29 protein-coding genes are annotated in these 25,252 nt (G+C 74.9%); 10 read left to right on the top strand and 19 right to left on the bottom strand.

The genetic code is table 11. The annotated features are described in order from the left end of the window. Positions 1–3: 3 nt before the first annotated feature. The 16 genes from ACI79H_RS01215 to ACI79H_RS01140 form a co-directional block, all read right to left on the bottom strand. Positions 4–1,347, bottom strand: a complete 1,344-nt coding sequence (locus ACI79H_RS01215; protein ID WP_456552547.1) for a flagellar hook-length control protein FliK — start codon at positions 1,345–1,347, stop codon at positions 4–6. After that, a complete protein-coding gene (locus tag ACI79H_RS01210) occupies positions 1,344–2,297 on the bottom strand; it encodes a transglycosylase SLT domain-containing protein (RefSeq protein ID WP_456552546.1) in 954 nt (317 codons plus the stop codon). The genes ACI79H_RS01215 and ACI79H_RS01210 overlap by 4 nt, the downstream gene beginning before the upstream one ends. After that, positions 2,285–2,761, bottom strand: coding sequence for a flagellar export protein FliJ (locus ACI79H_RS01205; RefSeq protein ID WP_456552545.1), 477 nt, complete (start codon positions 2,759–2,761; stop codon positions 2,285–2,287). The genes ACI79H_RS01210 and ACI79H_RS01205 overlap by 13 nt, the downstream gene beginning before the upstream one ends. Further along, positions 2,731–4,041: a FliI/YscN family ATPase gene (locus ACI79H_RS01200; protein ID WP_456552544.1), complete on the bottom strand. Its 1,311-nt coding sequence runs from the start codon at positions 4,039–4,041 to the stop codon at positions 2,731–2,733. Before ACI79H_RS01200 ends, ACI79H_RS01205 begins: the two co-directional genes overlap by 31 nt. Beyond that, complete coding sequence (locus tag ACI79H_RS01195) at positions 4,038–4,853, bottom strand: FliH/SctL family protein (RefSeq protein ID WP_456552543.1); 816 nt, start codon at positions 4,851–4,853, stop codon at positions 4,038–4,040. Before ACI79H_RS01195 ends, ACI79H_RS01200 begins: the two co-directional genes overlap by 4 nt. A gap of 1 nt (position 4,854) precedes the next feature. Then, a complete protein-coding gene (gene fliG, locus ACI79H_RS01190; protein ID WP_456552542.1) occupies positions 4,855–5,934 on the bottom strand; it encodes a flagellar motor switch protein FliG in 1,080 nt (359 codons plus the stop codon). Next, the gene (fliF, locus tag ACI79H_RS01185; protein WP_456552541.1) at positions 5,931–7,526 is read right to left on the bottom strand and encodes a flagellar basal-body MS-ring/collar protein FliF; all 1,596 of its coding nucleotides are present in this window, start codon (positions 7,524–7,526) and stop codon (positions 5,931–5,933) included. The genes fliG and fliF overlap by 4 nt, the downstream gene beginning before the upstream one ends. Then, on the bottom strand, positions 7,526–7,852 hold the full coding sequence (gene fliE / locus ACI79H_RS01180; protein ID WP_456552540.1) for a flagellar hook-basal body complex protein FliE: 327 nt from the start codon (positions 7,850–7,852) through the stop codon (positions 7,526–7,528). The genes fliF and fliE overlap by 1 nt, the downstream gene beginning before the upstream one ends. A 2-nt stretch (positions 7,853–7,854) precedes the next feature. Further along, positions 7,855–8,259, bottom strand: a complete 405-nt coding sequence (gene flgC, locus ACI79H_RS01175) for a flagellar basal body rod protein FlgC (protein WP_456552539.1) — start codon at positions 8,257–8,259, stop codon at positions 7,855–7,857. Next, positions 8,256–8,606 carry a flagellar basal body rod protein FlgB gene (gene flgB / locus ACI79H_RS01170; RefSeq protein ID WP_456552538.1) on the bottom strand — a complete coding sequence of 117 codons (351 nt, stop codon included), beginning with the start codon at positions 8,604–8,606 and terminating at the stop codon, positions 8,256–8,258. The genes flgC and flgB overlap by 4 nt, the downstream gene beginning before the upstream one ends. 414 nt (positions 8,607–9,020) lie before the next feature. Then, the gene (locus ACI79H_RS01165) at positions 9,021–10,112 is read right to left on the bottom strand and encodes a glycosyltransferase family protein (protein WP_456552537.1); all 1,092 of its coding nucleotides are present in this window, start codon (positions 10,110–10,112) and stop codon (positions 9,021–9,023) included. 142 nt (positions 10,113–10,254) lie between these two features. Then, positions 10,255–10,692 carry a hypothetical protein gene (locus ACI79H_RS01160; RefSeq protein ID WP_456552536.1) on the bottom strand — a complete coding sequence of 146 codons (438 nt, stop codon included), beginning with the start codon at positions 10,690–10,692 and terminating at the stop codon, positions 10,255–10,257. Continuing rightward, a complete protein-coding gene (gene fliS / locus ACI79H_RS01155) occupies positions 10,689–11,075 on the bottom strand; it encodes a flagellar export chaperone FliS (RefSeq protein WP_456552535.1) in 387 nt (128 codons plus the stop codon). Before fliS ends, ACI79H_RS01160 begins: the two co-directional genes overlap by 4 nt. A gap of 46 nt (positions 11,076–11,121) precedes the next feature. Next, the gene (gene fliD, locus ACI79H_RS01150; RefSeq protein WP_456552534.1) at positions 11,122–12,471 is read right to left on the bottom strand and encodes a flagellar filament capping protein FliD; all 1,350 of its coding nucleotides are present in this window, start codon (positions 12,469–12,471) and stop codon (positions 11,122–11,124) included. A 126-nt stretch (positions 12,472–12,597) separates the two neighbouring features. Then, positions 12,598–13,431, bottom strand: a complete 834-nt coding sequence (locus ACI79H_RS01145) for a flagellin N-terminal helical domain-containing protein (protein WP_456552533.1) — start codon at positions 13,429–13,431, stop codon at positions 12,598–12,600. Positions 13,432–13,563: 132 nt separating this feature from the next. Then, on the bottom strand, positions 13,564–14,523 hold the full coding sequence (locus tag ACI79H_RS01140; RefSeq protein WP_456552532.1) for a sigma-70 family RNA polymerase sigma factor: 960 nt from the start codon (positions 14,521–14,523) through the stop codon (positions 13,564–13,566). 191 nt (positions 14,524–14,714) lie between these two features. Between ACI79H_RS01140 and ACI79H_RS01135 the strand changes: the two genes are divergently transcribed. The 7 genes from ACI79H_RS01135 (at position 14,715) to ACI79H_RS01105 (ending at position 20,272) form a co-directional block, all read left to right on the top strand. After that, the gene (locus ACI79H_RS01135; RefSeq protein ID WP_456552531.1) at positions 14,715–15,200 is read left to right on the top strand and encodes a flagellar protein FlgN; all 486 of its coding nucleotides are present in this window, start codon (positions 14,715–14,717) and stop codon (positions 15,198–15,200) included. Between the two features lies 1 nt (position 15,201). Further along, positions 15,202–16,614 carry a flagellar hook-associated protein FlgK gene (gene flgK / locus ACI79H_RS01130; protein ID WP_456552530.1) on the top strand — a complete coding sequence of 471 codons (1,413 nt, stop codon included), beginning with the start codon at positions 15,202–15,204 and terminating at the stop codon, positions 16,612–16,614. 5 nt (positions 16,615–16,619) lie between these two features. Continuing rightward, positions 16,620–17,510, top strand: a complete 891-nt coding sequence (flgL, locus tag ACI79H_RS01125; RefSeq protein WP_456552529.1) for a flagellar hook-associated protein FlgL — start codon at positions 16,620–16,622, stop codon at positions 17,508–17,510. Between the two features lie 49 nt (positions 17,511–17,559). Beyond that, the gene (gene fliW / locus ACI79H_RS01120; protein ID WP_456552528.1) at positions 17,560–18,024 is read left to right on the top strand and encodes a flagellar assembly protein FliW; all 465 of its coding nucleotides are present in this window, start codon (positions 17,560–17,562) and stop codon (positions 18,022–18,024) included. A gap of 84 nt (positions 18,025–18,108) precedes the next feature. After that, complete coding sequence (csrA, locus tag ACI79H_RS01115; protein ID WP_456552527.1) at positions 18,109–18,420, top strand: carbon storage regulator CsrA; 312 nt, start codon at positions 18,109–18,111, stop codon at positions 18,418–18,420. 195 nt (positions 18,421–18,615) lie between these two features. Beyond that, entirely contained in the window at positions 18,616–19,095 is a 480-nt protein-coding gene (locus ACI79H_RS01110; protein WP_456552526.1) for a hypothetical protein, read from the top strand. A gap of 76 nt (positions 19,096–19,171) precedes the next feature. Then, positions 19,172–20,272 carry a flagellar biosynthesis protein FliA gene (locus ACI79H_RS01105; RefSeq protein ID WP_456552525.1) on the top strand — a complete coding sequence of 367 codons (1,101 nt, stop codon included), beginning with the start codon at positions 19,172–19,174 and terminating at the stop codon, positions 20,270–20,272. Positions 20,273–20,336: 64 nt separating this feature from the next. On the opposite strand, the gene ACI79H_RS01100 is transcribed toward ACI79H_RS01105, so the two are convergent. Further along, the gene (locus tag ACI79H_RS01100) at positions 20,337–21,164 is read right to left on the bottom strand and encodes a DUF559 domain-containing protein (protein ID WP_456552524.1); all 828 of its coding nucleotides are present in this window, start codon (positions 21,162–21,164) and stop codon (positions 20,337–20,339) included. Between the two features lie 294 nt (positions 21,165–21,458). Here ACI79H_RS01100 and ACI79H_RS01095 point away from each other — a divergent pair, with 294 nt between their 5' ends. The 3 genes from ACI79H_RS01095 to ACI79H_RS01085 all read left to right on the top strand — a co-directional run bounded on the left by ACI79H_RS01095 (position 21,459) and on the right by ACI79H_RS01085 (position 22,793). Beyond that, the gene (locus ACI79H_RS01095) at positions 21,459–21,803 is read left to right on the top strand and encodes a hypothetical protein (protein WP_456552523.1); all 345 of its coding nucleotides are present in this window, start codon (positions 21,459–21,461) and stop codon (positions 21,801–21,803) included. Further along, entirely contained in the window at positions 21,800–22,552 is a 753-nt protein-coding gene (locus ACI79H_RS01090) for a hypothetical protein (protein WP_456552522.1), read from the top strand. Before ACI79H_RS01095 ends, ACI79H_RS01090 begins: the two co-directional genes overlap by 4 nt. A 97-nt stretch (positions 22,553–22,649) precedes the next feature. Continuing rightward, positions 22,650–22,793, top strand: coding sequence for a hypothetical protein (locus ACI79H_RS01085; RefSeq protein WP_456552521.1), 144 nt, complete (start codon positions 22,650–22,652; stop codon positions 22,791–22,793). A gap of 21 nt (positions 22,794–22,814) precedes the next feature. On the opposite strand, the gene ACI79H_RS01080 is transcribed toward ACI79H_RS01085, so the two are convergent. Both ACI79H_RS01080 and ACI79H_RS01075 read right to left on the bottom strand, forming a co-directional pair. Next, positions 22,815–24,782, bottom strand: coding sequence for an NlpC/P60 family protein (locus ACI79H_RS01080; protein WP_456552520.1), 1,968 nt, complete (start codon positions 24,780–24,782; stop codon positions 22,815–22,817). Between the two features lie 179 nt (positions 24,783–24,961). After that, entirely contained in the window at positions 24,962–25,153 is a 192-nt protein-coding gene (locus ACI79H_RS01075; protein ID WP_456552519.1) for a hypothetical protein, read from the bottom strand. Between the last annotated feature and the right edge of the window lie 99 nt (positions 25,154–25,252).

Raw genomic sequence — 25,252 nt, 5'->3', positions numbered from 1 at the left:
TGTTCAGACGCGGACGTCGACGCCCGACGACGCCGTTCCGGTGGTCGGGACGGTCCTGGTCTCTCCGCTATCGGCAGGGGTCAGCCAGGACCGTGACCGCCCGTCGGGCGCGCCCTGCTGCCCGGGGCGGTCCCCCCAGCCCTGCTGCGCCTGCTGACCGGCGGCGTGCCGGTCCAGCCACGAGCCGCCGCTGTCCCGGGCCACCTCGACCCGCGACGTGGTCAGCCCGGCGGTCTCCAGGTCGCGGCGCAGGTCGGGGAGGGCGTCGAGGAGCGCGGCGCGGCCCTGCTCGTGCGCCCCGCGGAGGAACAGGTCGACGGTGCCCTTGGTGACGGTGACGGAGACCTCGACCGGCCCGAGCGTCTCGGGGGTCAGGACCAGCGTCATCGTGTGCGAGCCGTCGGGTGCGCCGCGGAGCACCGCGACCTGCCGGGCGACCTGACCGGCCACGGGCAGGCTGGCCGCGTCGCCCGTCGCGCCGGCCGGGACCGCGACGGCGGGCGGAACCGGAGCCGCCGTCGCGGGAGCGGCGCCGGGGAGCACGGAGGCCGCGGGAGCGGTCGCCTCGTCGCCGGGGGAGGAGCCGCCGGTACCCGGGCCGGAGCCGCCCGTCCCGGTGTCGCCCGTCCCGGTGCCGTCCGCACCGGTGCCGGCTGCCGGCACGGTCGCGGCGGACAGCCCGGCCGGGGTCGTGGACGAACTGCCCGCGGCCTCCGCGGGCACCTGGCCCGCAGGGGCCTGCGCACCCGTGGCCAGCGGCACCGCGGCCGCCCCGACGGCGGTCGGGTCGCCGGCGCCGGGCAGGGTCGGGAGCGAGGCGGGTGCGCTGCCCGGCGCCGCCTCGGTCGCGGGCGCGGGCACCACGACGAGGCCGGGGGGCAGCCCGGTCGCGGACGCCGGTGCGGCGCCCGCGGGCAGACCGGGGACGCCGGCGGGCGGGGTGTCCGCCGGGACCGGGACGCCGGCGAGGGCCGCCGCGCCGGGCAGGCCCGGGACCGTCGCCGCCACCGCCACCGCCACCGCCGCACCCGTGCCCGCGGTCTCCGGCGCGATCGTGCCCGTCGTCGCGCCGAGGGCGAGCGCCCACACCGGCGGGGCGAGGGGGACGGCGGCGGTCACCGCGAGCGCGGCGGCCTCCGGCGGGACGGCGGCGTCCTCGCCGGCGCCCGAGCCGGGCTGCTCGCCGTCGCCCGGAGTCCCCTCGCCGACGGCGTCGCGGCCCTCGGCGAGCGCGCCGTCGAGCGCGGAGGCGAACGGCGCGGCGCTGTCGACCCCTCCGCTGCCCGACGTCGCGCCGGTCGTGGCTGCGCGGGGGGCCGGGGCCGCCGGCATCACGGGTGCACTCATCGGTAGCTCTCCGCCTTGCTCATGACTGCGCGGACGTAGTTCTGGGTCTCGGCGTAGGGCGGGATGCCGCCGTGGCGGCTCACCGCGCCGGGGCCGGCGTTGTAGGCGGCGAGGGCCAGCTCGGTCGACCCGAACCGGCCGGTGAGGCTCGTGAGGTAGCGGGCCGCGCCGTCGACGGCCGAGGCCGGGTCGAGCGGCGAGACCCCGAGGCCGGCCGCCGTGGCCGGCATGAACTGCATGAGGCCCTGGGCGCCGGCGGGGGAGACCGCGCCGGGGTCGAAGCTCGACTCGACCGAGGCGACGGCGGCCAGCAGCGCGGGGTCGATCCCGTGGCGGGCGCCGGCACTCGTGAACAGGTTGGCGTAGGGGACGCCCGCGACCCCGCCGGCACCGGCGGTGGGCAGCGCGGCCGGCGCACCTGCCGGGAGCACCCGCCGGATGGACGTCGGGGTGCCGACGTCCTGCATCTTGACGTTCTCGCCCGCCTGCGGGGCGGCGATCATCTTGCCGCCGCCCACGTAGATGCCGACGTGGTCGATGCCGGCCCGCGCGGAGGAGTTGTCGAAGAAGACCAGGTCACCCGGGCGGGCGTCGGCGAGCGAGGCGACCGCGGTGCCGCTGGTGGCCTGCTGCGAGGAGGTGCGGGGCAGGTCGACGCCGAGGTTGCCGTAGACCAGCTTCACCAGGCCGGAGCAGTCCAGGCCCTTCGCCGGGTCGGTGCCGCCCCACAGGTAGGGCACCCCGAGGTACTTGCTCGCCTCGGCGACCACGGCCTGCTCCGAGGCGGTCCCGGCGGCGGCCGGCGCGGTGGTGGTCGTCGTCGAGGTGGTGCCGGTCAGCCCGGCGGCGGCCGCGGCCGACGCCCACCCGGTCGACGCGGTCGCGATCTGCGGGGTGAAGCGCGCCTGGATCTCGCTGATCCGCGCCTGGACCGCGCTCAGCCCGTCCACGGGTCCTCCTCGGTCGCGGGCCGGCCGGCGCGGCCGGTCACCAGGTCGTCGACGGCGCGCTCCTCGGCGGCCGCCTCGGCGTGCTGCTGGGCCTCGCGGTGCCGTTCCCGCAGGCGTTCGAGCGCCTTGGTGCGCTGCGCCGCGGCCGTCCACTGCGCGCGGACCGCCTCGGCCTGCTCGGCCGACGCGCGGGCGGCCGCGCGCGCGTCGGAGGCGTCGGTCGCGGCGAAGCGCAGGATGGTCAGGGCGGCGAGGAAGTCGCCCGACGGCAGGGAGCGGGGGAGCGAGGCGCCGGCCAGCGTCGTCTCGTACGCGGTCGCGCGCAGCTCGGCGTCGGCCGCGGCCTGGGCCGCCCGGGCCGACGCGACGGCCGCGGCGCGCTCCTGGGTGCGGCGCAGCTCGAGCACCGGCTGCAGCCGGAAGGCGGGCTTCTTCACGAGGACCGCACGATCCGCTGCAGCCACGCCCACGCCTCGGGCGTCGGCGTCGACTCGCCCATCGGCTGCTGCAGGAAGGCCTCGATCTGCGGGGCCAGCTCACGGGCCCGGTCGACCAGCGGGTCGCTGCCGGGCTGGTAGGCGCCGATCTCGATGAGCTCCTTGACGTCGCGCAGGGCCCCCATGAGCCGGCGGACCTCCCGCGCGTCGGTCATGAGCGCCGGCGGCACCACCGCGGAGGCGACGCGGGAGATCGACTCCAGGACGTCGATCGCCGGGAAGTGCCCGACGGTGGCGAGCTTGCGGGTGAGCACGACGTGCCCGTCCAGGATGGAGCGGGCGGTGTCGGCGATCGGCTCGTTGTGGTCGTCGCCCTCGACCAGGACCGTGTACAGCCCGGTGATCGAGCCGGTCGCACCGGTGCCGGCCTTCTCCAGCAGCTGCGGCATCATCGCGAAGACGCTCGGCGGGTAGCCGCGGGTCGCCGGCGGCTCACCCGCGGACAGGCCGACCTCGCGCTGGGCCATGGCCGTGCGGGTGATCGAGTCCATGAGCAGCAGCACGTCGCGGCCCTGGTCGCGGAACGCCTCGGCGATGCGCGTGGCGACGAAGGCGGCCTTCAGCCGGACCAGCGGTGGCTCGTCCGACGTCGCGACGACGACGACGGTGCGCGCCATCCCCTCGGCGCCGAGGTTCTCCTCGATGAACTCCCGGACCTCGCGGCCGCGCTCGCCGATCAGCCCGATCACCCGGACGTCGGCGTCGGTGCCGCGGGTGATCTGGGCGAGCAGGCTGGACTTGCCGACGCCGGACCCGGCGAAGATGCCCAGGCGCTGGCCCTTGCCGCAGGGGACCAGGGTGTCCAGTGCCCGGACGCCGAAGGTGAGCGGCTGCTCCACCCGGGCGCGGGACAGCGCGTGCGGCGTCTCGCTGGCCAGGTCCACCCACGAGACGCGGGAGGCCAGCGGCGGGCCGCCGTCCACCGGACGGCCGAGCCCGTCGAGCACCCGGCCCAGCAGTGCCTCGCCCACGGGCACCTGCAGCGGCAGGCCGGTCGCCCGGACCGGCGCGCCGGCGTGCACGCCGGACAGCGTGCCCAGCGGCATGCAGGTGAGCCGGCCGGCGCCGACGGCGACCACCTCGGCCAGCAGGGGGCTGGTCGCGGGGTTGATCTCGACGAGGTCGCCGACGGCGGCGACGACGCCCTCGACGGTGAGCGTCAGGCCCATGGCCCCGGTCACGACGCCGGTGACCTGGGGGCGGGCGGCGGCGCGGGCGCGGGTGAGCAGGGAGGCCGGCAGGGTCACGAGGACAGCACCGCCTGCACCCGCTCGAGCGCGGCCACGAGCTGGGCGTCGATGCGGCGGGAGCCGGTCTCGGCGACCGCCCCGGCCCGCTCGACCGCCGGGTCGCCGACGACGCGGACGGTGTCCGGCAGCGCGGCGAGGGCCTCGGCCGGGACCTCGGCCAGGTCGTCGGGGTGCACCCGCACGAGGGCCGGGGCGTCGGCCGGGCACAGGGTCAGCGCCCGGTGCAGGGCGTCGAGGACGGGGGACTCGGCGATGGCCAGCTCCCGGCCCAGGAGGTCCTCGACCAGGGTGAGGACGGTGCCCAGGACGGTCTCCCGGACCTCGTCGGCGGTCGGCAGCGCGGCCTCCTCGAGCCGGGCGGAGGCGGCACCGAGGGCCGCGGTGGCCGAGGCGATCCGCCGCTCCCAGCGCTCCTGGCCCGCGGCCACGCGCTCGGCGGCGGCCTGCTCGGCCGCCGCGACCAGCTCGTCGGCGGCGGCGAGGCCCTCGGCGCGGCCGGCCGCGAAGCCCTCGGCCTGCGCCTGGCGGCGCAACCGGTCGAGCTCCTCGGCGTAGACCTCGCCGAGCCGGTAGGACGGCCGGCCGCCCGCCACGCGCTGGTCCGCGGCGCGGCGGTCCGCCGTGCGCCGCTCCACGGGGGAGGGCTGCGACGGGACGACGGGCGCGCCGCCCTGCTCGCCCGGCCGGTAGGGCCGGGCGGTGCTCGCCGCGCCACCCCGCAGGACCGCGCCCTCGCGGGGCGTCCTGGGGGCGGGCGCGGCTGCGGTCTCCGTGGAGCGCAGCAGCACGGGCAGGGAGTCGGTCGTCACGTCAGGCCACGAACTCGTCGTCGCCGCCGCGCGAGATGGTCAGGACACCCTGCTCCTCGAGGGTGCGGATGACGCCGACGACCTTGGCCTGGGCCTCCTCGACGGTGCGGGTGCGCACCGGGCCGAGCAGCTCGATCTCCTCGGAGAGGTTCTCGGCGGCGCGCTCGGAGAGGTTGCGCTGGATCTTGTCCCGCACGTCGGGCCGCACGCCCTTGAGCGCCGTGGCGAGGTCGTTGGCCTCCACCTCGCGCAGCACCAGCTGGAGGGAGCGGTCGTCGATGGTGACGATGTCCTCGAAGACGAACATCTGCGAGCGCACCTGGTCGGCGAGCTCCGGGTCGGTGTTGTCCAGCCACTCGAGGATCGAGCGCTCGGTCGGTCGCGGCGAGCGGTTGATGATCTCGACCAGGGCCTCGACGCCGCCGGCGGTGGACATGTCCTGGTGGGCGAGGATCGAGCCCATCCGGCGGCCCAGCTCCTCCTCGACCAGGCGCACCATCTCCGGGGAGGTGCGGTCCATCGTGGCGATCCGGTGCGCGACCTCGGCCTGCTGGTCGGGGGCGAACCCGGACAGCACCTCGGCGGACTGCGCGGCCGGGAGGTGGGCCAGCACCAGCGCGATGATCTGGGCGTGCTCGTCCTTGAGGAAGGTGACCAGCTGCCGCACGTCGGCGTTCCGCAGCGAGGCGAAGGGCACCTCGGTGTAGACGACGTTGAGCCGGGAGAGGATGCCCTCCGCCTTGTCCTCGCCCAGGCCGGCGGCCAGGATCTCGCGGGCGAAGTCGACGCCGCCGCGGCCGATGAACTGCTGCGCGGTCATCATCGTGTGGAACTCGGTCATGACGCCGTCGACGTCCTCGACCTCCACCGAGCCCAGGCGCATCAGCTCGCGGGTCAGCGACTCCACCTCGCGGGGCCGCATCTTCGACAGCAGGACGCCGGCCTCCTCCTTGCTCATCTGGGCGAGGAAGACCGCGGCCTTGCGCAGGCCGGGCAGCTCGGGGCGGGCGGCCGGGGGCGCCACGGCCGGCAGGTTCGCCGTCGGCAGCGCGGTCAGCTCGTCGATACCGGTGATGGTCATGACTTGCTCTCCGTCAACCAGCCGCGGAGCATCGCCGCGACCTCGTCGGGGCGCTCGGTGATCATGGTGGAGATGTCGCCGCGCACCCGCTGCCGCTCCGCGGCCTCCAGCTCGGCGGCGTGGTTGTCGATGACCGGCTCCTCGCGGGTGCTCGCGATCCGGATGCGGTCCAGCTCGGCGAGCATGTCGTCGGTGAGCTCGAGGGGCTCGTAGTCCTCCTCGACCTCGCCCCGACGCCGGGAGCGCAGCCACACGACCAGCACGACGAGCGCGATGCCGGCGGCGATGCCGCCGGTGCGGATCATCGACCACATCTGCGCCGACGCCTCGGCCTCGCGGGCGGCCTCCATGTCGGCGGCGGCGGCGTCGGCGGCGGTGGTGTCGAACGGCATCGCGGAGACGGTGATCGCGTCCCCGCGGGCCTGGTCCAGGCCGACGGCGTTGCCCACCAGGGCCTGGATCTCGGCCTGCGGGAGGGCCCCGGCGACCGCCTGGTCCATCACCACCGAGACGGTCAGCCGGTTGAGGCCGCCGGGGGCCGCCTGGACCACCTCGGTCGTCTCGCCCACGGCGTTGTTCGCGGTCGTCGACTCCTTGGTGTAGCTGGAGTCACCGCCACCGGCGTTCTGCCCGGCGTCGGGCATGTTCTCCGGGCCGAGGACGCCGCCGACGATGGTGCCGCCGCCACCGGCGTACTCCTCGACGTCCCGCCGCTCCGAGACCGGCGGCGTCCCCTCCTCGTAGGTGTAGGTCTTCGAGGTGGTGTCGCGCTGGTCCAGGTCGACGTCGGCGCGGACGGAGACGACCGCCCGGTTCGGGCCGAGCACCGCGTCGAGGATCTGCTGGGCGCTGGCCGCCAGCCGGTTCTGGTACTCCGTCTCGACCTGCGAGCGGGCGTCGCCGGCGCCGGCGGTCACGCCGGTGCCCGGGCTGGAGAGCACCTGGCCGGTCGCGTCGGCGACGGTGACCTGGTCGGGCTCCATGTTCTGGACGCTGGCCGAGACCAGGTTGGTGACCGCCTGGATCTGCTCGCCCGACAGCGTCGTCCCGGGGGCGACGTCCAGGAGCACCGAGGCGGTGGGGGCCGCCTGCTCGCTGACGAACACCTCGTCCTCGGGCAGCGCCACGTGCACCGTGGCCTGCCGGACGCCCTCCAGGGACTCCAGGGTCTTGGCCAGCTCGCCCTCGAGCGCCCGCTGGTAGGTGACCTGCTGCTGGAACTCGCTGGTGGTGATGCCCTGCTCGTCGAGCAGCGCGTAGCCGGTGTCCTGCCCGGCGGGCAGGCCCTGGCCGCTCATCCGCAGGCGCAGGTCGTAGACCGCGTCCTTGGCGACCATGATCGTCTGGCCGCCGTCGGTGAGGTCGTAGGAGACGCCCGCGGCGTTGAGCTCCTCGACGATCGCCGAGGCGTCGCTGGCGGCCAGGTTGGAGAACAGCGGCGCCTGGGTGGGCGTGGTGATCCACCGGGAGAAGAAGAAGGCGCCCAGGAGCAGCCCGGCCAGCAGCAGGCCGATGACGACCTTCTGCCCCAGGCTGACCGAGGCGAACGCGGAGCGGGCACGCTCCAGCGTCCCGGCGAGAGCCGACTTCATCAGACGGGCATCCTCATGATCTCGTTGAAGGCCTCGACGGCCTTGTTCTTGATGGAGACGACCATCTCGACGGCCAGCGACGCCTCGTTCCTGGCGATCATGTAGTCGTGCACGTCCTTCAGGTCGCCGGTGGCGGCCTGGGCGGCGAGCCCGTCGGCGTTCGCCTGGGTCGCCTGCAGCTGGTCGAACGACGACGCGAGGATCGAGGAGAAGCCGCTGTCGGCGGCGCCGGTCGTGGCGGCGGTGGCGGTGCTGTCGATGCCCGCCACCCCGCCCATGCCGGCGAGAGCGCTGACGCCGGGGATGCCGGCGATGGGGAAGGTCATGGTCAGCCCTTCCCGAGCTGCAGGGCCGCCTGGTAGGCGGCGGTGGCGCGCTCGACGACGGCCAGGTTCGCCTGGTAGCCCCGCTGCGCCATGATCATCTGGGACATCTGCTCGCCGAGGTCGATGTCGGGGTACTTCACGTAGCCCTCGTCGTCGGCCAGCGGGTGGTCGGGCTGGTAGACCAGCCGGCCCTCGGCGTTGCCGAACTCCGCGCGCGCGGCGCGCACGCCGCCCTCGCCGGTGCCGTACCCGACCGCCTCGGCGACGATCATCCGCTCCTGGAACGCGTCCTCGTCGGTCCGGCGGACGGTGTTGACGTTGGCGATGTTGTCCGAGACGGCGTCGAGCCACTTGCGGTGGGTCATCAGGCCGGACCCGGAGATGCCGAACGTGCCGAAGAGGCTCATCCTTGCGCCCGCAGGGCCGTGCGGATGGTGCTGTACTTGCCGTCCAGCGCGTTGAGGGCCAGCTGGTAGCGCAGGCCGGTCTCGGTCGCGATGAGGGTCTCCGCATCCAGGTTGACGTTGTTGCCGTTGGTGTTGGTCGGCTCGAGCGACCGGCTCACGGTGCCCCCGTCGATGCGCGGGGTCTCGCCGTTGCGCAGCGCGCCGCCGAGTGCCGACTCGAAGTCGGTGCGGCCGGCCAGGAACCCCGGCGTGTTGATGTTGGCGATGTTGTCGGCCGTGACCCGCTGGCGCTGGGCCAGGCCCGACAGGGTGGCGTGCAGGGCAGCGGGGGTGATCTCGCCGATCACGGGACGGGCCGGCGGGAGGAGCAGGGCACGATCGACCTCCGGGTACGCGGAAGGCACTCGCGAACGAGTGCTGGGTCCGCCGATCCGTGGCGAAAGGGCTGTGCTCTCCGTGCCCTGCCTTCATCGGCAGCGGCGGTCCGGCGGCTGACCATCGCGGTGTTCCGCGAGTGGCCGGGATCGACCCGTGGGGGAGCCGGGTCTGCTGTGACCCGCGGTGACCGCGCCGTGTCCTGCGCCGTCCGGGGCGGGGGAGTTGGCACCTTCCGCGCCCCTCCCCACGAGCGCTGTCTGCTTTTCCCCGGAGAAGCGGGCTGCTCTTCCGCAACAAAGCGGGCTGCTCTTCCGCGGAGAAGCAGGACGCCCCGCCACCGGGGGTCCGGGGGCGGGGCGTCGAGGGTGCGGGGCGGGAGCGGGTCAGCTCGTCGCGGTGGCCAGCGAGCCGGTGCCGGCGGCGCGGGTGCGGTTCTCGCGGGCGGTGCGCCAGGCCGCGGCCCACCGCTCCGCGGTGTGCTCGGTCAGGTGCTGGGCCAGCACCCGCTCGCGGGCCGCGGCGGCCGTCTCGCGCCGCCGGTCGGCGTCCTCGACGCCGACGGTCAGCCACTTCGCCCAGTCCTTGGGGGCGCGGGCGGGCAGGCCCAGGCCGAGACGCTCGTACTCGTCGGTCCGCGCGCGGACGCAGTAGATGCCGCGCGCCGAGTACTCGAGCGGCTTGAGCCAGCTCTTCGAGGTGTTGAACCGGTCCACCCGCAGCGGGGCGATACCGATGTCGAACAGCTCGCCGAGGCGCGCGGCGTACCCGTCGACGTCCATCACCCACGGCACCTCGTCGGGCTCGTCGGGCAGGCCCATGCGCTCCCGCATGTCCCACTTCTGCCCGAGGATGAGCAGCCGGCTGCGTCCGCGGGTCCGGTCCAGCGCCTGCTGCAGCCCCGACCCCATCTCCTGCAGGTCGTACGGGTGGCTGGGCACGCTCCCGGCCCAGCCGATGGTCGCGACGTCCGGGGTGCGCTCGTAGGCCGGCGGCAGCTCGGCGGTCCGGCGGGGGACGGCGTTCTCGATGACGACGCCGCGGCCGTGGCGGGCGTACTCGCGCAGCAGGGCGGGTGTGGACACCGTGACCAGGTCGGCCTCGCGGGCGGCCTGCGCGGCGAACTCGCTGGTCCCGGTGCGCACCAGGACCTGGTGGCCCATGTGCCCGTAGGGCACGCCGGAGAGCAGGTCGTCCATCTCGACGACGACGGCCACGCCCTGCGCCTGCAGCAGGCGCAGGATCTGCAGCATCTCGGCGGTCTTCGGCAGCTGCAGGACGACGACGTCGGCGCCCTGGGCGTCCACGTCGACGATCTCCATGGGCCCGCCCTCGGTCGTGGCCCGCATCGTGGTGCCCAGGCCGCGGCTGACCGCCACCTCGACGCCGAGGTCGGCGGCCTGGACGGCGCGGGCCGGCTCCTCGATGCGGTAGTACGTCGAGCCGGGGGCGATGGCGTGCGTGAGGAGGACGCGCATGGAGGGACCTTTCGGTGTGGACCTGCCGGGGACCGGCCGGGGAGGACGCCGCTCCGGCGTCCGGGCCGGTGCTCGCCCCTCAGTCATCGGCAGCCGGGCGCCCCGATGGTTCCGTCAGCGCCGATTTCCCCGGCGCCGGTGCTCAGAGACCGCGGTCGATGAAGGACGCGGCGGGGCGCTCGGTGCCGTAGGACATCCGGGCCGCGACGTCGCGCTGCTTCTGGGACTGCGTGATCCGCTCGACCAGGGCCTCGGCCACGGCGAGCTGGTGCTGGAGGAGGCGCGCGGCGCGCTCCCGCAGGTCGTCGGGCAGCGGACCCAGGTTGGTCGGGGGCACCCAGTCCGAGCTGCGACGTCCCCAGGCGGCGATCTCCTCCGCCCGCCCGCGGGCCAGGCTCTCCTGCGCGTCGAGGACGTCGCCCTCGAGCTCGTCGAGGGCCTCCTTCCAGGTCGCGGGCGTGCGCCGACCGCCCCGGCCGCCGGTCGCCGCGTCGTCGGCGGGACCGCCCTGCCCGGCGGGCGTGTACGGGCTCTGGCCGAAACCGGCCAGCCCCGAGCCGCTGACCGGGCTGATGGTCACGAGACCGCGCCGGCCAGGGAGGCGGCGGCCTGCCGCCACGCGTCGCGCAGCGGCTCGACCACCTGGCGGCAGGAGCCGATCCGGTTGGCGTCCATCTTCAGGTTGGCCTGCACCAGCTCGCCGAGCAGCCAGTTGTAGAGCGCGGCCAGCCGGGGACCGCCCTCCCACACGTCCACCTGGAGGCTGGACAGCAGCTCGAGCACGATGGCCTGCGCGTGCTGCAGCTCGTCGTTGACGCGCGGCCGGTCACCCGCGGCGACGGCCACCTGCGCGCGCTCGAGGTCGAGGGTCAGCCGGTCGTACAGCATGACCAGCACCTGCTGCGGCGAGGCGGTGGCGACGGAATCGCCGAGGTAGCGGGCGCGAAGCGAAGCGGCACTCATCGGTAGGAGCTCCTGAGGCGTCGGGTGGTGCGGGTGCGGCAGAGGATCAGGACAGCGAGCCGAGCTGGCCGGCCAGCCAGTTCGACTGGTTGGACAGCGAGCTCAGCGCCGTCTCCATCGCGGTGAACTGGCGGGTGAGCGTCTCCTTGCGCTTGGCCAGGCGCAGGTCCCAGGCCGCGATGCGGTCCTGGATGTCACGCGCCAGCGAGTCCTGCCCCTTGGCCAGGGAGCTGAGCGTGCCGGTGGTGGTGTCCGAGGCCGTCTTGGCGACCTCCCGGACCCGCCCGGCGATGCCGGTGACGGAGCCGGGGTCCCCCGGCATGCCGGTGCCGCCGACCAGGCGCTGGGCCAGGTCGGGGGTGGCGGCGAGGGCGGCGGTGAACTTCTCCTTGTCGAAGGTCAGCCGGCCGTCCCGGGTGGACTGGACGCCGATCTGCGCCGCCGACCCGGCGTCGCCGACCGCGCCGATCACGGCGTCGAGCAGCTGGCCGCCGATCGAGGTGACCGCGTACTCGCCGCGCAGCGCGGCCTTGCTGCCCGGGGTGTTGTTCGTGTAGGTCGCGATCGTCGACAGCGCGTTGTTGACGGCGTCGACCAGCCCGGACACCTTCGTGGCGAGGCCGTCGGGGTCGGCGACGACGGAGACGGTGAGCGGGGTGGTCTCCTCCTTCGTCACCGTGAACGTCGCACCCGGCAGGACGCCGGTGAACGTGTTGCTGGCCGAGCGGATCGTGTACGACGACGTCGTCGCGGTGTCGGTGCCGACCTTCAGCTGGGCGTCCCGGCCGGCGCTGGTGGCGGTGAACGGCGCGCCGCCGGCGAGGGTGAAGCCGGCCGCCTCGCCGGAGGCCTTGGCGGTGAGCTGGAGGGCGAACCGGCCCGGCGCGATCTGGACGGTCGAGGCAACCACGCCCAGGTCGGCGGTGCCGTTGATCTTGGCCGCGACCTCGGCGAGCGACTCGGTGCCGTCCAGGGCGACGGTGCCCTTGGCGGTGCCGTCGACGCTGCTGCGGAAGTCCAGCGTGCCGAGGTTCGCCGCCTCGGTCGTGGTCGCCCAGCGGCCGGTGCTCACGCTGGCGGCGGTCGTCGCCACCTGGGCGACGGTGAAGGTGAGGGAGCCGGGGGTGGCGGTCGCGGTCGTCGCGACGCTGACGCTGCCCGCCGAGCTGCTGGCCTTGGTGCTGCTCCACGACTCGGCCCTGGTCAGCGCCTCGGCCGCGGTGCTGAGGGCCGCCAGCGCCGAGTTGACCGTGCGGTAGGCCGACGCGGTGGTCTGGGTGTTCGAGAGGCGGGTCTTGAGCGCGTTCTGGGGTGCGGCCTCGAGCTGGATGAGCTGGCTGACCATCGTCCCGGTGTCGATGCCGGACACGAGGCCGGTGTTGATGCTCATCGTCATGCCGCGGGCTCCTGGGGCTCGAGGGGAAGTGGGGCAGATGCGAGTGAGGGGGGAGTCCCGAGGGCCTCCCCCCTCACCCGGGGTGCTGCTGAGGGTCTGCGGCCTCAGCTACTCAGCTGATCGGGATCAGCGGAGCAGCGAGAGGACGCCCTGCGAGGCCTGGTTGGCCTGCGCGAGCATCGCGGTGCCGGCCTGGCTCAGGATCTGGGCGCGGGTGAACCCGACCATCTCCTGGGCCATGTCGGCGTCGCGGACCCGGCTCTCCGACGCGCTCAGGTTCTCGATCGAGACGTTGAGCGAGTTGATGGTGCTCTCGAAGCGGTTCTGCTTGGCACCGAGGGTGGCGCGGGACTCCGACACCGTCTTGATCTGGGTGTCGAGCGACGTCAGGTCGGCCGTGGCGGTGTAGGTGCCCGAGGCAGCCATGTTCGTGGCCACGCCGGTCACCGCGGTGGCCACCGTGGTCACGTTGCTCAGGTCCACGGTCATCGTCTCGCCGCCGTTGGCGCCCGTCTGGAACGACAGGCTGGAGGCCGAGCCGTTCAGCAGCTTGGTGCCGTTGAAGTCCGTGCGGCTCGCGATGTCGGTCAGCGCGCCCGCGAGCTCGGTGACCTCCTTCGCGATGTAGCCGCGCGCCTTGCCGTCCACGACGCCGGTGTTGCCGGCCTGGACGGTCAGGTCACGGACGCGCTGCAGGATCGAGTGCACCTCGGTGAGGGCACCTTCCGCCGTCTGCACGACGGAGACGCCGTCCTGAGCGTTGCGGACGGCGACCTTGAGGCCACCGACCTGTGCGCGCAGGCCCTCGGAGATCGCCAGACCGGCCGCGTCGTCGGCGGCGCGGTTGATCCGGAAGCCGGAGGACAGCTTCTCGAGCGACTTGCCCATCTGGTTGTCGGTGATCGACAGGTTCCGGTGGGCGTTGAGAGCAGCGATGTTCTGGTTGATGCGCAGACCCATGATGTTCCTCCTTGGACGGGGTCGTACTGGTTGCTCCCGCTGCATCCGTGCTGCGGGCCGTGCACGTTGGTCTTCGGCGTCCGGCCGTCGGGGCTTGAGCCGAAGAGGACGATTTCTTTCCGAACGGGTGACTCAGGCGGTGCGGGCGGCGCGCTCCCGGCCGGCCGGCCAGCCGGTCCGCTGCAGGGGGAGCGGGACGCCGCTGCGCCCGGCCACCCGGTCGACGTAGGCGGTCTGCTGGTTGCGGGCCCGGACCCCGCCGTCGGGGGTGACGGCCCGGCCCTCCCACACCTCGCTCATGGCGGCGTGCAGCAGCGTCAGGGCGCGAGCCCGCATCTGCGAGACGCGGGAGAGGGTGACGCCGAGGTCCTCGGCGATGTCCGTCAGTGATTCATCACCGAAGAAATTGCGCTCGACCACCTCGTCCAGGCGGTCGGGGAGGGCGCGGATGGCCTCGTGCAGGTAGCGCGCCCGCTCCCCGCGCAGCAGGGCGCGCTCGGGGGACTCGCCGGTGTCGGGGAGGTCCAGCGACCCGCCGTCCGGGCCAGACTCGGCGTCGATGCTCACCATGACCGCGCGGTGCACATCGACCTGCAGGCTCTCCAGCTCGCTGCGCGGCACCCCGAGGGCGGCGGCGAGCTCCTCGCGGGTGGGTGGCCGGCCCAGCGAGGTGGTCAGCGCGTCGGCGGCGGCGTCGGTGCGCCGGGCCGCGGCACGGACCGACCGGCTGGCCCAGTCACCGGAGCGCAGCTCGTCCAGGACGGCGCCCTGCAGCCGGGCGAGGGCGTAGGTGGCGAAGGACGCCCCGGCGGCGGGGTCGAACCGCCTGGCCACCTCGACCAGCGCCACGTGCGCGCAGGAGACCAGGTCGTCCCGGCTGACGTGGGCGGGCAACGAGATGCGCGCGGCGACCGCGTTGACGGCGAAGGCCGCAAGCGGCAGGTGCTCGGTGACCAGGGCGTCCACGTCGGCCGCGGAGCGCGGCGGCACCGCTCCCCGGGACGGGTTCGGGGTGCGACCGGACGCGCTCCGCTCGCTGGCGGTCCGCTCGCGGACGGGACGCTCGGTCACGACGGCACGGGCTGGGCTCACGCCCTACTTCTCGGCTGACCCGGCGGCGGGTGACACCACCCATCGGCAACTTTCCTCGGGAGCTTGAGCGCCGATCTGCCCGCTCGGCTTGAGGTGCGGTCCGCGGGTGCCGAAGCCAGCCCCGACGAGGAGGCGCGCGGCGGGTCGGACCGCCGCGGCGCCCCGGAGCGAGACGGAGAGGCGGTGGCCGCGTGAACTACCAGCACCTGTCGACGCTGCTGTGGCGGGAGCAGGAGCTCCTGGACCTCCTGCTGTTCAAGGCCGAGGAGAAGCAGTACCTGATCGTCACCGGCAAGACCCGGTGGCTGGCGCGCATCGCGCACGAGATCGAGGTCGTGCTCGACCAGCTGCGCACCCTGGAGGTCGAGCGCTCCGCCGCCTCCGAGGTCATCGCGGCGTCGCTGGGCCTGGCGTCGAATCCCTCCCTGCGGCAGGTGGCCGACGCCGCCCCGGCCCCGTGGAACGACCTGCTGGCCAAGCACCACGAGGCCCTGCTGGTGCTCATCACCGACCTGCGCAGCCTGTCGGACGCCAACCGGGAGCTGATCGAGGGCGGCCTGGCCGCCATCGGCGACGCCCTGGCCTCCACCCGGGCGCCTTCGGCCGGCACCTACGGCGCGACCGGCCGCACCGCCGACGGGACGCACCGGGCGGTCACCCTGGACGGAGCACTCTGACGTGAGCACCTTCGGGTCCCTCAACACCGCGACCACGTCGCTGTGGGCGCAGCGCCGCGCCCTGGACGTGACCGGCCAGAACATCGCCAACGTCAACACCGACGGCTACTCGCGCCAGCGCGTCGACCTGCGCGCCCTCGGTGGCAGCGCGGTGCCGGCCTTCTACTCGACCAGCACCGGGATCGGCGCCGGCGTCAGCGCCGAGGACGTCATCCGCATCCGCGACGCCTTCCTCGAGGGCCGCGGGCACACCGAGCACGGCAACAGCGCCCGGCTGACCGCCGAGACCGAGGCCTACTCGCTGGTCGAGCAGGCCTTCCGGGAGCCGGGCACCACCGGGCTGCAGAACCTCATGGCCGACATGTGGCGCGGCTTCCAGGACGTCGCCAACAAGCCCGAGGACCCCGCGGCCCGCGGCCAGGTGCTCAAGCGGCTGGAGACGCTGGTCGGCGGCCTGCACTTCAGCAACGCCCAGCTCGACGGGCAGTGGCAGCAGACGCGGGAGAACGTCGCCGTCCTGGTGAAGGACGTCAACGCCGCGGCCGACACCATCGCGCAGCTGAACACCGCGATCCTCCGCGCCACCCAGGGCGGCCTGCCCGCGAACGACCTCATGGATCAGCGCGACCTCCTGGTCACCAAGCTCGCCGACCAGGTCGGCGCGACGGCGCGCACCCGGGAGGGGGGAGTGGTCGACGTCGTCGTCGGCAGCGTCACGCTCGTCGCGGGCGGGTCGGCGTCGAAGCTCGCCGTCACCGGCTCCACCGACCCGGCCGACCCGCTGGGCGACCCGCCGCGGATCGTGACCGCCTCCGGCGGCCTGACGGTCACCGTCGGCGGCACCGCCGGAGGCCAGCTGACCGCGCTCACCTCGATCATCCCCACCTACCGGGCGCAGCTCGACAGCATCGCCACCGACCTCGCGACGGCGCTGAACGACGCGCACGACGACGGTTTCGACCTCGACGGCACGCGCGGCGGGCCGCTCCTCGGCTCGACCACCGGCCCGATCACCGCCGCCTCGATCACCGTCGTCCTCACCGACCCCCGGAAGCTGGCGGCGTCCTCCATCGGCGCCGACGACGGCTCGGTCCCCGGCAACCTCGACCGCGGCAACGCCGACAAGCTCGCCCAGCTGGGCACCGGCGTCGGCTCGCCGGACACGACCTACCGCAAGATGATCGTCGAGCTGGGCGTCCAGTCCGCGGTGTCGCAGCGCAACCTCGGCATCCAGCAGGTGATCACCGGGCAGGTGGACGCCGCCCGGGAGTCCGTGGCGGGGGTCAACCTCGACGAGGAGATGACCAACATGCTCTCGTTCCAGCACGCCTACTCGGCCGCCGGCCGGCTGGTCAGCGCGATCGACGAGATGCTCGACATCCTCATCAACCGCACCGGCCGCGTGGGGCTGTGATCTGAGTGCGCATCACGCAGAAGGCCGTCGCCCTCACCAGCCTGCAGGGCCTCAACCGCAACCTCGACCAGTTCGGCAGGCTGCAGCAGCAGCTCACCTCCGGGCGGGTCATCAACAGGCCGTCGGACTCGCCGACCGGTACGAACAAGGCCATGCAGACCCGGTCGGACCAGGCCGCGGTGGAGCAGTTCGGGCGCAACATCGCCGACGCCGAGAGCTGGCTGGGCATCACCGACTCGACGCTGCAGAACATGCTCGCCGTCACCCGGCGGGTCCGGGACCTCACCGTCCAGGGCGCCAGCACCGGCAACTCCTCCGAGGCCAGCCGGCGCGCGCTGGCCACGGAGGTCGAGTCGCTGCGCGGCAGCCTGCTGGGGCTGGCCAACACCACCATCCAGGGCCGGCCCATCTTCGGCGGGATCACCGCGGGCACCAAGGCCTACGACGCCGACACCGGTGACTTCGTCGGCATGGCCCCGGCCGGTGGTGACGTGATGCGCCGGGTCTCCTTCACCGAGGAGGTCCGCGTCGACCTCGCCGGGCCGCAGGCTTTCGGGCCCGCCGGCGCCGACCTGTTCGCCGTGGTCGCCCGCATCGCCGACGACCTGGTCACCGACCCCGCGGCGCTGGACCAGGGCCTGGCCGACCTCGACGTGGCCATGCAGCGGATGCTCGGCAGCGTCGCCGACGTCGGCGCCCGCGCCGCCCGGGTCGACCGCGAGGCCCAGATCAACGCCGACCGCGCGCTCGACCTGGAGATCCAGCTGGGCGACGTCGAGAACGTCGACCTGCCGGGCACGATGATGCGGTTGAAGATGCAGGAGGTCGGCTACCAGGCCGCCCTCCAGGCGACCGCGAAGGCGATCTCGCCGACGCTCATGGACTACCTGCGTTGATGACCGGCCGCCCCCGGCCCGTCGCCGTCCGCCCGAGGAGGTGCCCCGCATGACCCCGTCCCCGGCCACCCTGGCCGCGCGTCCGCACGCCCCCGCGTCCGCGCCGGTCCGGACCGCCGTGGCGGTGCCCGCGGTGCAGGTCCTCACCCTGACCGAGCCGCTGCCGGGCTTCCCGGCCCACCGGGACTACGTGCTGGTCCCGGCGGACGGCGCCGGTCTCCTGTCGTGGCTGCAGTCCGTCGCCCCCGACGGACCGCGGTTCCTCGTCGCCCGGGCGGACACGTGGTTCCCGGGCTACGCGCCGGCCCTACCGTGGGCGGCCTGCGCCGAGCTCGGGCTCGACGGGGCGGCCGACGCCCAGGTGCACTGCCTCGTGACGGTGCCCGACGGCGACGTCGCCTCGGCCACGGCCAACCTCCGGGCACCGCTCGTGGTGAGCCCCCTCACCGCCCGCGCCCGGCAGGTCGTCCTGACCGACCCCGCACATCCGGTCCGGCGCCCATTGCGCCGATAACACCTGCAGCGGCGCACGGCGCCGCCCGCCCGGTCCTCCGGGCACGCCACGGACGGCCACACACAGACCCATGGAGGGGTACCCGTGCTCACACTCACCCGCAGCGTCGGCGAGACGATCCGCATCGGCGACGACATCGAGGTCCACGTCGTCGAGGTGCGCGGCGGCACCGTCCGCCTCGGCTTCAAGGCCCCGCGCGAGGTCACGATCCACCGCGAGGAGGTCTACCGGCAGATCGCCGAGGCCAACCTCCTCGCCGCGCAGGTGACCGCCGACACCCTCGGTGCCCTCGCGGCCTTCGCCCCTTCGGCCGTCGCGGCCGAGGCGGTCGGGGCGACCGCCGGCGAGCCCGCACCGGCACCCGCCGAGACGGCGGCGGGGGACACGCAGGCCTGAGCCGCCCAGCCCGGGACAGCCTTGTCGGCAGATGCTGCCGAAGGGCCCGTCGGCCGGGTGGGGCAGCGTGCAACACGGGCAAGATCTGCCGAAGTGTTGGTCGAGAAGTGCGTAGGACACGGCGAGTGTTGTGCCCTCGGTTGCCGAGGGGATGCGGCAGATTTCTCCCCAAGCAAGTGACAGGGGGCGATCACCATGCAACACAGTGCATCCAACGCGCAGGCCGACGTCGAGCTCGGCGGTGAGCAGGAGTCCGTGGTCGTCCACGTGCAGCTGCGGCCGCGCCGGGGCGCGACCCGCAAGTGCCTGGCGGCGCTCGCGGCGCTGGCCGCCGAGCACGACGAGGTCGCCTTCGCCGTCACCGGGCTGAGCAAGGACGACCGCGTCGTCCGCGTGACCGTCGGCGTCGACCTCGGCCCGCGGGCCGGCGTCGCGAAGTTCTCGCCGCAGGCGCAGGCCGCCTACGCGTTCGTCAGCGCCCTGTTCGCCTCGCTCTACGACCACATGCCGGTCTACGTCGCCGAGCCGAGCCAGGCCGAGCGCGCCGCGGCCGCCGTCCTCATCGAGCGGGCGGCCGCCGGCGCGACCGCCGCCGAGGTCGTCGAGGAGCTGCCCGCGACCCCGGCCGTCCCGAGCCCGCGGACCGCGGGTCCCGGCGAGCGCATCCCGGCCTGAGAGCCGGCTCCCGAGCGTCTTCGCAGGCTTCCTTCCCCGGAGCCTGTCCTTCCCCTCGTAGTGCCCAGGAGTTCCGGTGACCGACATCCTCGCGTCCGCCCCCGCCACCCTCGATCCCCGCACCCGCACCCGCCAGCCGCTCGTCTTCGGTGGCATCCCCGAGGCCGAGGGCTGGGTGCTCGCCCCCATCACCCCCCGCGACCGGGTGCACTTCCGCGTGGACCGCGAGCTGCCGCTCGACGAGTTCCGCGCCGACCTGCCCGACGGCGTCACGGTCAGCTACGACCAGGGTGACGGCCTCTACCGGGTGGACGGCGCCCGCGGCTCGGCATCGGTCCTCGCCGACTGGGTGCGCGCCTGGTGCGCCGGTCGCGGCGCCACGACGGTGGGCCTCCGGGCCGAGACCGACGTCCGTCGCCGCGCCCCGCGCGACCTGCCGCCGGAGTTCCTCGCCGACCTCTGCCGGCACTACGGCCCGGTCAGCCTCAAGCGGCTGCAGCGCAACATGAGCACCATCCGGCTGCACCTGCCCGACCCCGACGACCTCGGTCAGCAGGTCTACGAGTGGGTGCTCAAGGCCGTCAGCCAGTTCGACGAGACCAAGTCGGTCCCGTTCGGGGCGTTCCTGGCCACGCAGCTGTCCAAGTGGGTGCACGACCTGGGCCGCAACGCCCACGGGCGCACCGCAGCCGACACCGAGCACAAGCAGCAGAAGGCGATCGCGGCCTACATCGCCGAGCACCAGCGCCGGCCCAGCGAGAAGGAGCTGGCCGCCTACATGGGGCAGAGCGTCGCCACGCTGCGGCGCAACTCGCAGACCGTGGCCACCCTCAACGGGCTGCGCAACCTGCAGTCGCTCGACGGCGGCCCCGACGGCACCGAGATCCTCCTGCCGGACTCGGGCGAGGCCCCCGACGAGATCATGGGCGAGGCCGAGCAGACGCTGCTCTCGCACGCCCTCACCGCGGCCTGCGCCCCGGACCCGAGCGCGCGCCGCGACCAGCGGGCCGGCCAGCCCAACGTGCTCGGCTGGGCCACCTGGTACCTGACCACCTGGGGTGGGCAGACCAAGACGCAGCTCTCGTCCGACCTCAACACCTCGGTGCGCAACATGAACGTCTACGCCGACCGCGTCGAGAAGGCGCTGAAGGACCGGCTGGCCGAGCTCGCCGAGTAGCCCGCTCCACGAGATCTGCACACTCGGGGCCTTCAGACGTCTGAAGGCCCCGAGTGTGCAGATCTCACGGGCGGAGGGCCCGCCGGATCTCGGCGACGACCTCGGCCGGCCGCCCGAGGACGTCGGCCGATGTGAAGCGCAGGACGGTCCAGCCCTCGGTGACCAGCGCGTTCTGTCGCCGGAGGTCGCGCACGAACACGTCCCGGTCCCGGTGGACGTCGCCGTCGAACTCGACGAGCACCTTCCGGTCGGGCCAGGCGAGGTCGGCGCGGCCGAGGAACCGGCCACCGGCATCCCGCACGTCGTGCTGCAGGACGGGTCGGGGCACCCCCGCGACGTGCAGGAGCCAGCGCAGCACCGACTCCATCGGCGACTCCGCCCGCGGGTCGGCGAGCGGCAGCACCACCCGGGCCCGCGCGCAGCCCCGGCCGTGCGGACGCCGGTCGAGCTGCGTGCGCAGGTCGAGCATCGACGTGCCCGCAGCCAGGAGCTGGTCGGTGACGGCGAGGAGTGCCGCGGACTGCAGGACCATGGCCAGGTCCCGCCACGTGCGCGCCGGCGTGGTCACGGGGATGCCGTGGTGCCGGGTGGTCTCGTCGTCCGTGAGCGGTCTGCGGTGGACGACGCGGTCCCGGCGCGCCCGCACGGCGCTGCCGGTGCCGACGGTGATGTCGACGGCCCGCTGCTCGGGCTGCAGCGGGATCGCCACACCCCACAGCGCTGCCGCTGTCACATGGCTGACGACCGCACCCGGCGGCGCGGTGAGCAGGACCGCCGCGGCGAGAGCGGGGAGGTCGCGCGCGACGGCGCGGGGGAGGTAGGTGTCCCGGGAGAGACGGACGACGTCGCGGTGGCGGAGCTGCTCGTCGGTGATCCCCGCTTCCCGTGCCATGGACCGGGTCACCGGTGCGGTCAGGCGGGACGGATGACGTCGATTCGGCACCCGGTGAGCCTCGCCGGTGGCCGGCATCCCCCGTTGCCGCCGTCCACAGGTGCACCGAGATCTGCACACTCGTGGCCTTCACAGCGCTGAAGCCCACGAGTGTGCAGATCTCGTGGAGGATTCGCTGCCTGGAACGGGTCCATCGGGGCTCTGCGCTGCCGATATCCACTGCGTGACGCCGTCCCGCCCGACTCCCCGGGCCGCTCCCGCGGCCCCGGTGGGGGCGGTCGCGGCGGGTGCCTCGTGAGCGCCGTGCCCGCGGGCGAGGCCGGCTCCGGCGTGCTCGTCCCGCACTGGCTCGGTGCCCCCGAGCGGGTGGAGCTGGCGGGCGCCGTCCGCGCCGCGCTGGGTGACCCGGCCGTGCACCCGGTCGCCGTTCTGCACCTCGAGGACGTCCTGACCGAGCTGCACGTCGCGGCCGCTCGGGACGCCGTCTGGCCCGCCCCGGCCGCCCGGGTGCGGCTGGCCACGGGGTGGGACGCCGACGTGCTCCCCGTGCGGCTCAGCGTCGCGGAGGTGACCGCGGTGCTGGCGCTGTGCGCGCTGCCCGAGGCGCTCCGGGTCCGGCTCGCCGGTGGCCACGCGTGACCACGTTCGGGGCGCCGGCCCGGGGGCCCCTGCTGCAGCGGCTGCGCCCGACCCGCATCGGGGTCTCCGACCTCCTCGACGTGGCCGGGGCGGTCCTGCCCGCGCTGGCCGGCCCGAACCTGCGGGTGGAGCTGGTCCGCCGGCCGTCGGCGGGCTCGGTCGTCGTGCTGGAGGAGGACGAGCGCAGCCTCCGGGTCGACCTCGCCGACCTGGCCGACGACATGACCCGCGCCGGGGTCGCGCCCACCGCCGACGCGATGGCCGCCGCGCTCGGCTCCTGGATCGCCCACCGCCCCGTGACCGACGCCGCCGCTGCGTCCGACGGCATCGCGGTGCTCGACTGGACCGATGGCCACCGGACCGCGGTCGGCCGGCGGGTCGTCGTGCGCCGGGGCGACATCGCCCTGCCGTGGGACCCGGCTGCCGGCGACGCCGACGCGGTCCGCGCCGACGCCGCCCGGCGGTCCGCGGACGTGGAGCTCGTGCTGCGGGTCGAGGGCCCGGTCGCGCTCTGGTCGCACCCGGTCGTGCCGGTGCTCGCGACCACCGTGCTCGTCGCCCCCGCGTCCCTGCCCGCCCGGATCGCCGCGGCCGGTCTGCCGGTCGACGACCTGCACGTGGTGGTCACCCCGCACCGCCCGGTCGCCTGCGCCGGCCGCGGTGTGGCCGCCCGCCTCGCCGGGGAGACCTCCGAGGCCAGCGTGACCCTGCCGTGGGAGCGCCTGGCCGACCTGCCCTGGCTGGGGTGAGGATCGCAGCCCGGATCGGTGAACCAGGTCGCCCGAACGGTCGGCTGCCCGCCCCGATCGGTCACCGAGCGTGACGTGCACCGGCAGGATGCCCGCTGTGACGACAGCCCGCAGAGCGCTCGCTTCGCTGGCGACCATCGCCGCGGCGGCCGGGCTCATGGTGTTCGGGACCCTCGGTGAGCTCACCGCCGAGAACTCGGGCATCACGCGGTCCGTGCTCACGACCGCGGACGACGACTGAGCTCCGTTCCCCGGGACGAGCTCAGGAGATGTAGCCGTACTCCCAGTGCCAGGGCTCGGGCTTCTCGCCGCCGGGCGAGGCCCAGTCGGGCTGGACGAAGCCGAAGCGCCCGGCGTTGGCCGTCATCCAGCGCCACTCCGCGGAGCCGCTGTTCTGGATGCCGCCGCACAGGTCCACCGCGAGGGCCCACCCGTGGTTGGACGTCCCGGGCACGGCGGCCAGCGCCGGCTTGAGGCGGAAGGCCGACATCTGCGCACCCAGCGAGCGGTACGAGTCGGTGATGCACAGATCCGAACCGAAGGCGTCGCGGAAGGCGGCGCCGAGCTGCGCGTAGCCGGCGGCGGCGTCGCAGCGCAGCGCGTGGCGGTGGACGCCGAGCTGGCACAGCGCCTCGGTCGGGATCTCGCCGTTGTCCCAGCCGCCCCACTCCGGGCTGCTGGCCCCCGGGGTCGGGAGCGGCGCGCCGCACGGGCCGGTCGGGCCGCCCGCGGGCAGCGGCGCGTTCGGCTCACCGGCCCGCTCCACCGGAACCCGGACGGCGGTCGAGCCGGCGGCGACCGAGCGGACGCCGACCTGGTACGTGGCCGCCGACGCGCCGAGGACGTCGCCGTCGCCGAGGTAGATGCCGACGTCCTCGCCGCCCGGGGCGAACACGAGGTCGCCGATCTGCAGCCCGTCCAGCGGCACCGCGGTCCCGGCGGCCCACTGCTGCTGCGGGGTCGCGGGCAGCGCGTACCCGCCGAGCAGCCAGGACGCCGCCGTGAAGCCGCCGCAGTCATAGGTCTCGGGGCCGGCCGTGCCCGCGACGAAGGGCTTGCCGAGCTGGGACAGCGCGTTGCTCACCGCGGCGATCGTCTCCGACGGCAGCACGGTCACCGGGCTGCTGCCGACCACCGCCCACGCGACGCCGGGCACGGGGGAGCCGGAGGCGTCGAGCGCGGGGGAGAGGCCGGCGGGCAGCGCCGCGGGGTCGGCGAGCGCCGCCGCCGCGGGGGGCGTGATGCCGCCCGCGGTCAGCTGCGCCAGGTAGCCCTGCCAGCGGGCGACGGCGGCCTGGTTGCGGTCCTGCTGCTGCCCGGCGGCCGGGATGGTGCCCAGCGCCGCCAGCCGACCGGAGACCTCGGTGCTGAGGTCGTCGACCTGGGCGCGCATCGACTCCAGCGCCACGTCGAGCCGGGCCTCGGCCGCCGCGGCGGCGTCCTCGGCCCGCTCGACCCGGCTGACGGCGTCGGCCAGGGCGGTGCCGGTGCGCTCGGCGCGGACGACCGCGCTCTCCAGCTCGCGGTCGACGCGCTCGGTGACGGCCTGCAGGAACAGCACGTCGGAGGTGGCGCCGGCGTCGGCGGCGTCCAGGGACAGCACGGGGTAGCGGGAGGTGGGCGTGGCCCGGTACAGCTCGGCGGCACCGGCCCCGACGGCGCGCTGCTCCGCGGCGACGGCGTCGCGCGCGGCCTGCTCGGCGGCGCGGGCCTGGTCCAGCTGGGCCCGGCGGTGGTCGGCGGCCTGCTCCAGGGCGCGGTAGCCGTCAGCCGCCTCGAGCAGCGAGCTGCGCGCGGTCATCGCCAGCGCCGTCACGTCCAGCGGACCACCGGACGGGGTGGTCGCACCGGGCAGGACGACGGTGACGAGGGCGGGGACGAGCACGGTGCCGAGTGCGACGACGCCCAGCCGGGTCGACCAGCGGGAGCCGGTCCGGGGCGTGGTCGGCGACGACGAGGAGCCGGGACGCCGGGTCGGGCGCCGGGCGGCGGAGCGCTTCGGGGTGGACCGCTTGGCGGCGGGTCGCTTCGCAGCGGGGCGGGGTCCGGCTTGGGCAGCCAGCGCGGTGCGGGCGGCCGCGAGCTGCGCGGGGGTGAGGCCGGGGCGGGCCGACGCGACCTGTCGCAGGGCCATGGCGTCGCGCAGCGCCTGCGCCTCGCGCGCGCTGAGCACCGGGCGGCCCGGGCGGGCTCCGGAGGCAGCGGGGCGGGGCGTCCGTGGTGCGGGCACTGCGGCGTCCCCCGGCGGTCTCGTCTCGATGGCCGGCCCGGCTGCTGAGTGCAGTCGGGCCCTGACCTCGTATCGACGTGCCGCGAGCGGCGCCGGAGGGAGGGGGAGGTGGTCTAACCCCTGCGGGTGAGGGTGGATCCGGGTGGATCGCCCGGGAGGATGAACAGCCGGGGGTGCGGTTACGGAGCCCACCAGGCGCCGTGCCGGTGCACGAGGGGGATCCGCAGCTCGCCGCCGTCCTCGGTGGACACGACGACCTCGACCGCGGTGATCCGCACCGGCGGCCCGTCGCCCTCGGGTTCGAGCAGGCTGCCGCTCGCCAGCGGGATGGGCGGCACGACGAGGACGTCGTCGCCGGGCGGCTCGGCCATGGGCGGACCTCCTGTCCGGGGACCCCCGCGCGGGTGCGGGACGCCCTCACCGTAGGGGGGTCACGACCCGGACAGCGATCGGGCCGGGTCGAACCCCCT

The organism is Blastococcus sp. SYSU D01042, from assembly GCF_054050515.1.
This window is presented reverse-complemented; position numbering and strand designations above follow the sequence as displayed.